This is a genomic window from Streptomyces sp. NPDC005483 (genome assembly GCF_040606035.1).
Classification (GTDB): Bacteria; Actinomycetota; Actinomycetes; order Streptomycetales; family Streptomycetaceae; genus Streptomyces.
Window position 1 is genome coordinate 154,120 of the sequence record NZ_JBEXEA010000019.1, and the last position, 11,788, is coordinate 165,907.

12 protein-coding genes and 1 tRNA gene are annotated in these 11,788 nt (G+C 71.0%); 8 read left to right on the plus strand and 5 right to left on the minus strand.

Annotated features, from left to right (window positions below; all coding sequences use genetic code 11):
• Positions 1-48 precede the first annotated feature (48 nt).
• Positions 49-672, plus strand: coding sequence for a hypothetical protein (locus ABZT06_RS32420; RefSeq protein WP_355748937.1), 624 nt, complete (start codon positions 49-51; stop codon positions 670-672).
• A gap of 244 nt (positions 673-916) precedes the next feature.
• Here ABZT06_RS32420 and ABZT06_RS32425 read toward each other — a convergent pair whose 3' ends face one another.
• The 3 genes from ABZT06_RS32425 to ABZT06_RS32435 all read right to left on the minus strand — a co-directional run bounded on the left by ABZT06_RS32425 (position 917) and on the right by ABZT06_RS32435 (position 3,553).
• Complete coding sequence (locus tag ABZT06_RS32425; protein ID WP_355748939.1) at positions 917-1,906, minus strand: DUF5926 family protein; 990 nt, start codon at positions 1,904-1,906, stop codon at positions 917-919.
• Between the two features lie 125 nt (positions 1,907-2,031).
• On the minus strand, positions 2,032-2,667 hold the full coding sequence (locus ABZT06_RS32430) for an ATP-binding protein (RefSeq protein WP_355748941.1): 636 nt from the start codon (positions 2,665-2,667) through the stop codon (positions 2,032-2,034).
• Positions 2,668-2,725: 58 nt separating this feature from the next.
• Entirely contained in the window at positions 2,726-3,553 is an 828-nt protein-coding gene (locus ABZT06_RS32435) for a glycerophosphodiester phosphodiesterase (RefSeq protein WP_355748944.1), read from the minus strand.
• A 259-nt stretch (positions 3,554-3,812) separates the two neighbouring features.
• Here ABZT06_RS32435 and ABZT06_RS32440 point away from each other — a divergent pair, with 259 nt between their 5' ends.
• Together ABZT06_RS32440 and ABZT06_RS32445 are read left to right on the plus strand one after the other, a co-directional pair.
• On the plus strand, positions 3,813-5,315 hold the full coding sequence (locus tag ABZT06_RS32440) for a trypsin-like peptidase domain-containing protein (RefSeq protein WP_355748947.1): 1,503 nt from the start codon (positions 3,813-3,815) through the stop codon (positions 5,313-5,315).
• 62 nt (positions 5,316-5,377) lie between these two features.
• Positions 5,378-5,462 (plus strand) — tRNA-Ser (locus ABZT06_RS32445).
• A gap of 562 nt (positions 5,463-6,024) precedes the next feature.
• Here ABZT06_RS32445 and ABZT06_RS32450 read toward each other — a convergent pair.
• Complete coding sequence (locus ABZT06_RS32450) at positions 6,025-6,456, minus strand: hypothetical protein (RefSeq protein ID WP_355748950.1); 432 nt, start codon at positions 6,454-6,456, stop codon at positions 6,025-6,027.
• Between the two features lie 90 nt (positions 6,457-6,546).
• Positions 6,547-7,419, minus strand: a complete 873-nt coding sequence (locus ABZT06_RS32455) for a bifunctional DNA primase/polymerase (RefSeq protein WP_355748953.1) — start codon at positions 7,417-7,419, stop codon at positions 6,547-6,549.
• Between the two features lie 351 nt (positions 7,420-7,770).
• Here ABZT06_RS32455 and ABZT06_RS32460 point away from each other — a divergent pair, with 351 nt between their 5' ends.
• The 5 genes from ABZT06_RS32460 to ABZT06_RS32480 all read left to right on the plus strand — a co-directional run bounded on the left by ABZT06_RS32460 (position 7,771) and on the right by ABZT06_RS32480 (position 11,534).
• Positions 7,771-8,085 carry a hypothetical protein gene (locus ABZT06_RS32460; protein ID WP_355748956.1) on the plus strand — a complete coding sequence of 105 codons (315 nt, stop codon included), beginning with the start codon at positions 7,771-7,773 and terminating at the stop codon, positions 8,083-8,085.
• A gap of 218 nt (positions 8,086-8,303) precedes the next feature.
• A complete protein-coding gene (locus ABZT06_RS32465) occupies positions 8,304-9,281 on the plus strand; it encodes a bifunctional MaoC family dehydratase N-terminal/OB-fold nucleic acid binding domain-containing protein (RefSeq protein WP_355748959.1) in 978 nt (325 codons plus the stop codon).
• A complete protein-coding gene (locus ABZT06_RS32470; RefSeq protein WP_355748962.1) occupies positions 9,278-9,667 on the plus strand; it encodes a MaoC family dehydratase in 390 nt (129 codons plus the stop codon). Before ABZT06_RS32465 ends, ABZT06_RS32470 begins: the two co-directional genes overlap by 4 nt.
• Positions 9,664-10,830, plus strand: coding sequence for a lipid-transfer protein (locus ABZT06_RS32475; protein WP_355748965.1), 1,167 nt, complete (start codon positions 9,664-9,666; stop codon positions 10,828-10,830). The genes ABZT06_RS32470 and ABZT06_RS32475 overlap by 4 nt, the downstream gene beginning before the upstream one ends.
• Positions 10,831-10,976: 146 nt before the next feature.
• Positions 10,977-11,534 (plus strand): SigE family RNA polymerase sigma factor, encoded by a 558-nt coding sequence (locus tag ABZT06_RS32480; protein WP_355748968.1) that lies wholly within the window; start codon positions 10,977-10,979, stop codon positions 11,532-11,534.
• The last annotated feature ends 254 nt before the right edge of the window (positions 11,535-11,788 follow it).

The following is an 11,788-nucleotide window of genomic DNA, read 5'->3' on the forward strand; positions in this document are numbered from 1 at the left end:
GGCGCGGGCGCGACCGGGCGCCCGCGCCAGCTCGTTATCGTCCGCTTCATGAACCTTCGCCTCCTTGCCCTGTCGGCTGCCGTGGTGTGCGCGGTCGCGCTGCCCCTGGCCATGGCCTCCGCGGGACAGGTGGGCGACGGAGGCCGTACGGTCGTCCGCGATCTCGTGCGTGTTCCCGGAGCGCCTTCCGCTCTACGGCCCTCCGCGGTGCCTTCCGCTGTACGGCCCTCCGCGGACTCCTCTGCCGCACGGCCGACCGCTGCCGATGACTACAAGGCGCCCCTCGCCGACCCCCGCCGCTCCCCGCTGCTGCTCGGTCTGGGTCTCGCCACCGCCGCGCGCTGCGGTCCCGAACTGACCTCCCCCGACGGCGTCGAGGCGCAGACCTGTGTGCTCACGCAGGGCGATGAGACCTGGGCGCGGACCTACTACCGCAATGCGACGGGCACCGCGCTGGACGCCGCGCTCAGCTTCATGGAACCCGGCGGACGCACCGTGCAGCTGCACTGCGCGGTAGGCGCCGGGGACGAGCCGGACAGCTGTGAGACGCCCCGGGAGCGCACCCAGGGGACGCCGGCCGACTACACGGCGCTCGCGGAGTTCGCCCGGCGGGGCAGCGGACCACTGCTGCTGCGGGTCGGGAGCAACTCCGGGGCAACGAAGGGCAGTTGACGCGCGGCGGCGTTCCGTAAAGCTGCCCGGGCACAGAAAGACCCGGTTGCTGGCGACGGGGGATGCACCAGCAACCGGGCTACTGGAACCGTAACAAGAGATCGGCTGTTCGCAAATTCGACCGTGCCGTTCCCTGGCTTATTCGGACACCGATTCTCCTTCTCCTGGGGGGAGTTGTGAGGGGAACCGGTCGTTCGGTGAAGGATCGGTGCGGCTGACCGGTCGGTCAGCCGCACCGGTTTCGTCAACTCAGCGTGACCTGGCGGTTGGTGAGGCCACCACGGGCCCGGCGCTCGTCGGCGGTCAGCGGTGCGTCCGTGGCCAGGGCGCCCGAGAGACGCTCGGCGAACTCGGCGGCCGGCTTCTCGACATCCTCCGCGGTGACCCCGCTCGGCAGGTCCCAGACCGGCACCGTGAGGCCGTGGGCACGGAAGGAACCGACGAGCCGGGTGCCCTCGCCGAGGCTCGACCTCCCGGCCGCGTGCAGTCGCGCGAGCGCGTCCAGAAGTTGCTCCTCGGGGTGCGGCATCACCCAGCGCAGGTGGTTCTTGTCCGGCGTCTCGCACCAGTACGCCGCGTCGACACCGGTCAGCCGGACGGTCGGGATGGCGGCGGCGTTGGCCCGCTCCAGGGAGGCGGTCACCTCGGGCGTGGCGTTCTCCGCGTCCGGGACCCAGAACTCGAAGCCCTCGTGCACAACTGGCTCGAACGCGCCTTCGGGATCGAGCAGATCCTGCAGCCGCGGACCGTCGGCAGGAGCGCGCCGGCCCTCGACCGGGGTGCCCGGAGCCGCCGTGAGCGCGCGCTGGAGGGTGTCGGCGAGATCGCGGCTGATGTCGCCCGACGCCGTGTCGTTCTGCAGGCCGAGCAGGACCGAGCCGTCGTCCCGGCGCAGAGCGGGCCAGGCCATCGGCAGGACCGTGGCCAGCGTGACCGACGGGACGCCCTCGGGGAGGCCGCTCCTGAGGGTCAGCTCGACCGTGGCCGCGGGGACCAGCTCGCGCAGCGCCACCCAGTCGCCCTCGCCCGCGAGGCCCTCGAACGGGCGGTGCACCAGCTCGGTCGCGGCCTGCGCGGCGGCCCGGCCGTGGCAGGCCTTGTAACGGCGGCCGCTTCCGCACGGGCAGGGTTCGCGGGCACCGACGACCGGGATCTGACCATCAGCGCCTACGGCGCGGGCACCATCCGTGATCTGAGGGCGCTTGGCCTTCGTCTGAGGTCGCTTCTTGGCCATCGTGGCTGTCTCCCGGTTACGGCTCGTCTCGTACGGGCGCGAGCCTAGCCGCTTGCGACTTGGCCGACCGAAGCCTGTGGACAACACACCGCTGTGTTCTGCACGGACCCGCGGCCCAGGTCGCCTCAGTCGAGATCGTCGAACGCGTCCGAGAAGTCCAGGTCGGGTATCGCGACCGACGGGGCCACCACGCGCGTGGCGAAGTCGTCCCGGCGGCAGCCGGCATCCGGATCGTGAACGTCCGCGTGGACGATCACCCAGACCGTGACCTCGCCCCGGGCGTCGTCCCTGACACCCCAGTCGTCGGCCAGCGCGGTGATGATGTTGAGCCCGCGGCCGCCGTGCGCGGTGACCGAGGGCGTGGCCGGAGCGGGGCGGGTGGGCCCACCGCCGTCCGTCACCTCGACCGTGAGTCTGCCGCCCGACTCCACCCGCCAGGCGGCACGCACGTCACCGTCCCCGGCCAGGGCGTCGCCCAGCGGTCGGCCGTGTTTGCACGCGTTGCTCAAGAGTTCGGAAAGAATCAGTACGGCGTCGTCGATGACCGATTCCGCCACGCCACCCCTGCGCAGCTGCACGCGCATACGGTGTCTCGCTTCCCCCACGCCCGCAGGGCCATGGGGTACGGCCATGCTCGACGACGTGGGCACCTCCTGTGCCACCACCAACGCCACCCCCGAGACCTCCTTCGCCCCACGCCACGGTGTGGATGCCCCATTGGCCTGTACCGGAAACCGGCCAGTCACGTTCCGCCGACGCATTCGATACGCTCGAACACGCACCGAACGCGCCGGGGCACACCCTGTGACGGAGGGGACGTCAGCGGCCCAGCCGGTCGAGCACCGCGCGCGGGCGGTTGGTGATGATGGCGTCGACGCCCAGCTCGACGCAGAGGTCCACGTCCTCGGGTTCGTTCACGGTCCACACGTGCACCTGGTGGCCCGCCTGCTTCAGGCGCTCGATGTAACCGGGTTGGTTGCGCACGATCCGGATCGAGGGGCCCGCGATCCGCACCCCCGCGGGCAGCCGGCCGTCCCGCAGCCGGGGCGAGACGAACTGGAGCAGATAGACCGTCGGCAGCGTCGGCGAGGCCACCCGCACGCGATGCAGCGACCGGGCCGAGAAACTCATGACCCTGATCGGCGACTCGGCGGCCGAGGCGGGGGCGTCCAGGCCGAACCTCTTCAGGAGCAGCAGCAGCCGCTCCTCGACCTGGCCCGCCCAGCGCGTCGGATGCTTGGTCTCGATGGCCAGCTCCACCCGCCGCCCCGCGTCGGCGACGAGTTCGAGCAGCCGCTCCAGCGTGAGGACGGAGGTGTCCTCCCGGTCCTCGGGCCGGTACACCCAGTCCGGCTCCTCGTCGCGGGTGCGCCAGAACTCCCGCGTCCTGCGCGAGCCGAAGTCCAGGGCCGCGAGGTCGGCGAGCTCCAGGGCCGAGACCGCTCCGCGGCCGTTGGACGTACGGTTGACCCGGCGGTCGTGGACGCACACGAGATGACCGTCGGCCGTGAGGCGGACATCGCATTCGAGGGCGTCCGCACCGTCCTCGATCGCCTTCCGGTACGCGGCGAGAGTGTGCTCGGGAGCGTCTTCCGAGGCTCCGCGATGGGCGACGACTTGAGTCAGCTGCTGCCGTGCGTGGGTCACCGCGTCATGGTGCCACCGCTCGGGGGTACGCGTGCGAACGGAGGCATATGTATTGCGCCTCATTTGTCTTACATGGCCTATATAAAGAGCAGCCTCGGACCCACAGGCACCGCTTATGGTGCCCTGACGGCCCGTGGGAAAAGCTGACGGCATACAAAAGGACATGCACAGCTGACGCACGCCGGACACGAAAGCGGCACCGGCCGAGCGTGACCGAGTGCGACCGACAACCGACAGCCGTGGACCTAGGAGAGAAGCTGTGAGCACCGAGAACGAGGGCACCGCGGTACCCCCGGCCCCGTCCGCACCCCCCGTGCCGGTGGACGCTCCCGCGGCTTCGGCACCCCAGGCCTCCGACGCGGGCGCCCCCACCACCCCGATCCCGCCGCACCCCTCCGGCGGCGCCCAGGGCCCGGAACTCGTGCACGCGGGACCGGCTCCGGCGTACGCCTCGGCGCAGGGGCAGGGGCAGGGGCAGGGGCAGGGGCAGGGGCAGGGGCAGCAGGGTGGTGCGGGCGGTCCCGAGGGCGCCTGGCCGCCGCCGCAGGCTCCGGGTACCCCCTTGTACGCCGACGGCGGTACGGGCGGCTCCGGTCCGACGGGTGCCTGGGGTGCGGGTTACCAGCAGCCCGCGCCGAAGCCGAAGAGCGGCCGCGGTGGTCTCGTCGCCGCGATCCTGGTGGCCGCGCTGGTCGCCGGCGGCCTCGGCGGCGGTCTCGGCTACACCCTGGCCAAGAACAACGACAACGGCTCCTCGACGACCCTCTCCGCCTCCGACAGCGGCGGCAGCGTCAAGCGTGACGCCGGCACCGTCGCGGGCGTGGCGCAGAGGGCCCTGCCCAGCACGGTCACCATCGAGGCCGAGTCCACCAGCGGCGAGGGCGGCACCGGAACCGGGTTCGTCTTCGACACCCAGGGCCACATCGTCACCAACAACCACGTGGTCGCCGACGCGGTCGACGGCGGCAAGCTGACCGCCACCTTCCCGAGCGGCAAGAAGTACGACGCCGAGGTGGTCGGCCACGCGCAGGGCTACGACGTGGCGGTCATCAAGCTCAAGAACGCACCGAGCGACCTCAAGCCGCTCACCCTCGGCAACTCCGACCAGGTGGCGGTCGGCGACTCCACGATCGCGATCGGCGCCCCCTTCGGCCTGTCGAACACCGTCACGACGGGCATCATCAGCGCGAAGAACCGTCCGGTGGCCTCCAGCGACGGCAGCGGCAGCAACGCCTCCTACATGAGCGCGCTGCAGACGGACGCGTCGATCAACCCCGGCAACTCGGGAGGCCCCCTCCTCGACGCGCAGGGCAACGTGATCGGCATCAACTCCGCGATCCAGTCCACCAGCGGCGGCGGTCTCGGCGGCACCAGCCAGTCCGGCTCGATCGGCCTCGGCTTCGCCATCCCGATCAACCAGGCCAAGTACGTCGCCCAGCAGCTCATCCAGACCGGCAAGCCGGTCTACGCCAAGATCGGCGCGTCCGTCTCCCTGGACGACTCCACGGGCGGCGCGAAGATCACCACCGAGGGCGCCGGCGGCTCCGCTCCGGTCGAGGCAGGCGGCCCCGCGGCCAAGGCCGGCCTCAAGCCCGGCGACGTCATCACCAAGCTGGACGACCACGTCATCGACTCCGGCCCCACCCTGATCGGTGAGATCTGGACCCACAAGCCCGGCGACAAGGTCAAGATCACCTACGAGCGCGACGGCAAGACCCACACGGTCGATCTCACCCTGGGCTCCCGCACCGGCGACAGCTGACCTCCACCCGCCCGCCCCGACCCGTTACTCTGGTCCCCGCGCCGCGATCACCGGCGGCGCGGGGTGGGTTGCCCGAGCGGCCTAAGGGAACGGTCTTGAAAACCGTCGTGGCGCGAGTCACCGTGGGTTCAAATCCCACACCCACCGCAGCATGAACGGCCCCTGACCAGGTAAATCGGTCGGGGGCCGTCGCGATGCGCGCTGTTCGGTCTGAACGCTGTCCCGGGTCCACTGTCGGTGCCTCTTGTTAGCTTGCTCGTCGAGACCGGTCGGAGAACCCTTGAGGTCCGCGGTTAAGGGGGGTGGGCACAAAGGTCCCCGGGTTCGCCTCGGGACTGTGAGCCCAAGGCCGTGGCATCCACCCCCCTCCTCGGAGTCCAGGTGGGGCGCGCCACTGTAGGAGCGGGGCCGACGGCCCTCCACATGGTCGGGGGTTCGCGCCCCACCACCAGCCGATGTGCCAGGTCAGCCAGGTGATGGTGGGCGGGGGCGGGTTCGGTGTCCGATCAGTCCGGGAGGCGATCCGGTGGGTCGTCCAGAACAGGGGGCCGGCTCGCAGGGGGAGGAAGCCCTCGGGCTCAGGCGCTCCAGGAAGTGCTCGAACAGCGCCCAGGGCAGGTCGAATTGCCGGCGCGGCAGGGCGCGGCGTGAACCGTCGCCGGGTGCCCCTGGCACGACCGCCCTCGCGCGAGAAACCTGTCGGCGTCGTCTACAACTCGTAGTCCCGCGCCAGTTCCTCCCAGTCGATCTCCCGCAGCCCCTCCTGCGCGTCGCATCCCGACGGCACGCGCGCGTGGGGCTGGAACCAGATGATCGTGAGGTGGCTGCCGTAGAGGATGGGGTCACGGGACGGGATCAGGGCCGTGGAGCGGAAGACGCCGACGCAGGCGACCGCCGGCAGCATCTCGACCGGGCCGAAGGCGCCCGGGTAGTGGTCCGGGTACTCGTGCGGGGGCGGGACCAGGTGTACGGGGGCGGTCGGGTAGTCGTGTTCGGCCGATCGCAGCAGGCCCTTGATCCTGAGCTCGTTGACCGGTCTGCACGGGTAGCCGTCCAGCATGCCGCCGTACGTCGACGTCAGGCGCAGCTCCCCGAGGTCGACCCTGCGGCCGGAGGTCAGGACGAGCCGGGACAGGGTCATGATCGGCACTCTGTGGCGCTCCCATGGTTCTGGCGGTGCTGGCGGTGCTGGCGGTGCTGTGGTTCTGGTCGTGCCGTTGTCGGGCTGGTTCTATGGCCGGCGCCCCGTCATCCGCGCCGCCGACGCGATCGTCGCCCGTGCCTCGCGTTCCGTGAGCCCCGCGTTGAGGGCCGCGTCCACCAGGGGCGCGACCAGCGCCGGGCCGATGCCGTTCTCGTAGGCGCGGCAGGCGGCCCAGAAGAGGCGGGTGTTGCGCTGGCCCTCGTGGGCGGCGAGGACGAACTGGACCAGGCCCTGGCCCTGGTCGCCGGCCGAGGGGTGGGTCGCGGGATGGGCGGGGCGCGGTGGAGGCAGGAGCAGGCGGAGCAGGGCCGGCGGGCAGACCGCGGGGGCGAGGTGGGCGGTGCCCGGGGCCGTCGCGTAGGTGCCGTGGTCGGTGCGGGAGCCGGGGCCGACGAGGTAGCCGCCGGCGCCCCGGATGTCGATGCCGGGGGCGAGGCGCCCGGCCGAGTTGGGGACGGCGGCGTCGGGCGGACCGGTCAGCCACAGGTGGCGGCCGCCGCTCGGGGTCAGGACGACGACCGTGTCGGGGATCGTGAAGAGATGGCGCAGGGCCAGTTCGCGCAGGGCCGCCGAGGAGTCCGTGCCCGACTTGGTGTCCAGGTCGACGCCGATCAGATGGTGGGGCGGCAGGCCGCACGCGATGCCGTAGCCCGTGGCCCAGGGGGCCGCCGCGAAGAGCTCGCGGATGCGGACGGGGTCGGTCGAGGCGTCGTAGACCCCGTGGCCGAACGCGCCGCACTCGCCGTGGCAACGGGTGGCCAGGGAGTCGTCGGCGCGGTGGGGGGAGCGCAGAGCCGGGAGTTTGGTGCGGGACAGGGGGATGACGGCCAGTCCGCGTTCGGCGGCTGACAGGGCGTGTGCGAGGGCCAGCGTCGTGGCCTGCCGGTCTGTGGTGGCCATGCCTCCATGTTCGTACGAGTGTTCGAAAAAGGGAAGGGGTGGCGGGTGCGACGCGCCGAGGTCGTGGGATTGGCCGGAAAAGTGCCGGAACGATTCCGCTGTTGCCGCGCTTGACGATCAAGAGTACGTATCGCCCCGAGTTGATGTCTAAGGTCGCGAAAGGGGTTTATCGACTTGTCCTCACGCTTCAGGGGGAATAACCGCTTCCGCTCTGGTTCGCCGGGGATTCGGTGGGCAACTCTGGTCTCGCGACGTCGTGCACAGCATCGGGGTGGTCGGCCAACTGCCCTGAGAACAGCCTTACTTGACGTACTACCGGCTAGCAACAGGCCGGGTTCTGGAGGAAACACCATGGCAAGCATCCGTACCGCCCGCGTCATCGCCGCCGTCTCCGCCCTCCCGCTCGCCGCCGCACTCTTCACCGGCGTCGCGGCGGCGGACAACGGCGGCTCCGCGGGCGACGGATCGAACGCGGGTGTCGCGAGCGTCGTGGGCAGCGGCGTCGGACACGACAACAAGGGCAACTCGTCCACCACGCAGCAGAGCGCCGTCGGCTCCGGGGCGTCGAACCAGAGCAACACGGCACAGGTCAACGGCTCTGCGTTCACGGCCGTCAACCAGGGGAACAACAACACGTCGGTCAACTTCACCCCTCTGTGGTGGTGATCGACGAGGGCTGAGCGGCCCTTGACCGGGGGGCTTCATGGGGTGGGACACGTCCGCGCGGCGGTGCTTCGGCGCCGCCGCGCAGGCGTGTTCGCGTGAGCGGGGACGCCGTTTTCGTGGGCGGGGCGAGAGCGGTCCTGCGTGCATCGCACCAGCCTTGACACCGCATCAGATCTGACGGACAGTCAGGAAATCTTGCGGACAAGGAGGTTGGCGTCATGGCCGACGATCCGGACGACCTGACGGACCGGCCGGAGTCCCACGGTCCGGCCGCCCAACCCCGGCCCCCAGACCCGGCGGACGACCTGCTGACCCGTCTCAAGGCCTATGAAGGACATCCCGCCGCCGTCTCCGCCCGCGGCAAGGACCCCGTCAACCTCCCCATGATCCGCCACTGGTGCGAAGCCCTGGGTGACACCGACCCGGTCTACGCCGGACCCGACGCCATCGCCCCGCCCACCATGCTCCAGGCCTGGACGATGGGTGGTCTCACCGGACACACCGGCCGTGCCCAGGCGTACGACGAACTCCTCGCCCTCCTCGACGCGTCGGGCTGCACCTCGGTCGTCGCCACCGACTGCGAGCAGGAATATCTCCAGCCGCTGCACCCCGGCGACGAGATCACCTTCGACACGGTCATCGAGTCGGTCTCCGCCCGCAAGACCACCAGACTCGGCACCGGCCACTTCGTCACGACCCGCACCGATGTCCGCGTCGGCGAGACCCTCGTCGGCACCCACCGCTTCCGCATCCTCAAGTACGCGCCCGCACAGCGGAAGAAGACCGCTCCCCGGCCCCGCCCCGTCGTCAACCGTGACAACGCCGGCTTCTGGGAGGGCGTCGAACAGCACAGGCTCCTCATCCAGCGCTGCACCGCCTGCGCGACCCTCCGCTTCCCGTGGCTGCCGGGCTGCGCCCACTGCGGCGGCCCCGACTGGGACACCGTCGAGGCGAGCGGAGAGGGGACCGTGTACTCGTACGTCGTCATGCACCACCCGCCCTTCCCGGCCTTCGACCCTCCCTACGCCGTCGTACTGGTCGAACTCGCGGAGGGCGTGCGGATGATCAGCAACGTGGTCGGGACGCCGTACGACAAGGTGCGGATCGGGATGCCGGTGCGGCTCGCCTTCCGGTCGTACGACGGTGATCTCACCCTTCCCGTCTTCCGTGCCGCCGCCGAGGAGGCCGCCGTATGAGAGCGGGCGACGAGCTGCCACCCCTCGAGATCCCGGTCACCCGGACGCTGATCGTCTCGGGCGCGATCGCCTCCCGTGACTACCAGGATGTGCACCACGACCCGGAGTCGGCCCGGCAGAAGGGCTCCCCGGACATCTTCATGAACATCCTGACGACGAACGGCCTGGTGGGGCGGTACATCACCGACCACTTCGGACCACGGACCGTGCTGAGGAAGGTGGCCATCAGGCTGGGCGCGCCCAACTACCCCGGCGACACCATGGTGTTGAACGGAACCATAGAGACCGTCGAAGGCACCACCGCGACCGTCCGGATCGTCGGGTCCAACGGCATCGGCGACCACGTGACGGGGACGGTCACCTTCTCCCTCAGGGACGCGGCATGAGCACACGCGCGCGTGACCGGCTCGGCGGCCTGGCCGCGATCGTCGGCATCGGGGCGACGGAGTTCTCCAAGGACTCCGGCCGCAGCGAACTGCGCCTGGCCGCCGAGGCGGTCCGCGCGGCGCTCGACGACGCCGGACTCACGGCGGCCGACGTGGACGGCATGGTCACGTTCACCATGGACACCAGCCCGGAGATCACCGTCGCCCAGGCCTGCGGAATCGGCGAGCTGTCCTTCTTCTCCCGCGTCCACTACGGCGGCGGCGCGGCCTGCGCGACCGTCCAGCAGGCGGCGCTCGCCATCGCGGCGGGCGTGGCCGAGGTCGTGGTCTGCTACCGCGCCTTCAACGAACGCTCCGGCCGCCGCTTCGGCTCCGGCGTCCAGCACCGCGAACCCTCCGCCGAGGGAGCCGCCCTGGGCTGGTCCCTCCCCTTCGGCCTGCTCACCCCGGCCTCCTGGGTGGCGATGGCGGCCCAGCGCTATCTGCACACCTACGGCCTCACCCCGGAGGCCTTCGGTCATGTGGCGGTGACCGACCGCGCGTACGCGGCCACCAACCCGGCGGCCTGGTTCCACGGCCGCCCCATCACCCTCGCCGACCACGCGGCCTCCCGCTGGATCGTCGAGCCGCTCCGGCTCCTGGACTGCTGCCAGGAGACCGACGGCGGCCAGGCGATCGTCGTCACCTCCCTCGCACGCGCGCGTGCCCTCCCCCACCGGCCCGCCGTCGTCGCGGCCGCCGCCCAGGGCGCGGGCCGCGCCCAGGAACAGATGACCAGTTTCTACCGCGACGACCTCACCGGCCTCCCCGAGATGGACGTCGTCGCCCGCCAGCTGTGGCGGACCTCGGGCCTGACCCCCCAGGACATCGACGTCGCGATCCTGTACGACCACTTCACCCCGTTCGTCCTGATGCAGCTGGAGCAGTTCGGCTTCTGCGGGAAGGGGGAGGCGGCGGACTTCGTACGAGAGGCCCGGCTCCCCCTCAACACCCATGGCGGCCAGCTGGGCGAGGCGTACCTCCACGGTATGAACGGCATCGCGGAAGCCGTACGCCAGCTGCGGGGGACGGCCGTGAACCAGATACCGGAGGCGGGACGGGTGCTGGTGACGGCGGGTACGGGAGTTCCCACCTCAGGGCTGGTGCTCACCGCGGACAGGTGACCCCGCAGGGGTGAACCCGTAGTAGACGTGCTCCCCTCGTCCACCTTCAGGAGGTGCAGTCAGCCCCACCTCTACAACCTGAGGGGGAGTCTTCTTCGGGACCTGTGGCCGATGAGCGGGGGGCGTCGCGAATCTAGCGTGGAGCCATGACCACACCCGTCTGCACCAGCGCTTCGAAGGCCGCCGTCCCGGCGACGCAGACCCTCGCGTACCCCTCGTTCGCCTCGTACGTGAAGGCCCGCCAGCCGGTGCTGCTGCGTACGGCTCGGTCGCTGACCGCGAACCCGAGCGACGCGGAGGACCTGCTGCAGACCGCCCTGACCAAGACCTACGTCGCCTGGGAGCGCATCGAGGACCACCGGGCCCTCGACGGCTATGTGCGCCGCGCCCTGCTGAACACGCGTACCTCGCAGTGGCGCAAGCGCAAGGTCGACGAGTTCGCGACGGACGAGATCCCCGAGCCCGACCCCCTGCCCGGCGGCGACGACCCCGCGGAGCAGCAGGCGCTGCACGACGCGATGTGGCGGGCGATCATGAAGCTGCCGGCGCGGCAGCGGGCGATGGTCGTCCTCAGGTACTACGAGGACCTCAGCGAGGTGCAGACGGCCGAGGTGCTCGGGGTCTCCGTAGGGACCGTGAAGTCCGCGGTGTCCCGGGCGCTGGGCAAACTCCGCGAGGACCCGGAGCTTGTGCTGGCCCGCTAGGGGGTCGTGGTCTCGGGCTGGTGAGGGCTGCTGGGGCGTCGTGACGTCGGCTGGTTCACCTGCTGGGGAGTCGTGACGTCGGGCTGGTGCGGTCGGCTGGGGAGTGGTGGTCTCGGGCTGGTGCGCCCCGCTAGGAAATCGTGACGTCGGGCTGGTGCTGCCGGCCGGGGATCTGTGCCCTCGAGTCGTGTCCCTGCTGGGGGATCGCCACCTCGTGCTGATGTCGCATGCTGGGGAATCGTCACCCTGGGCTG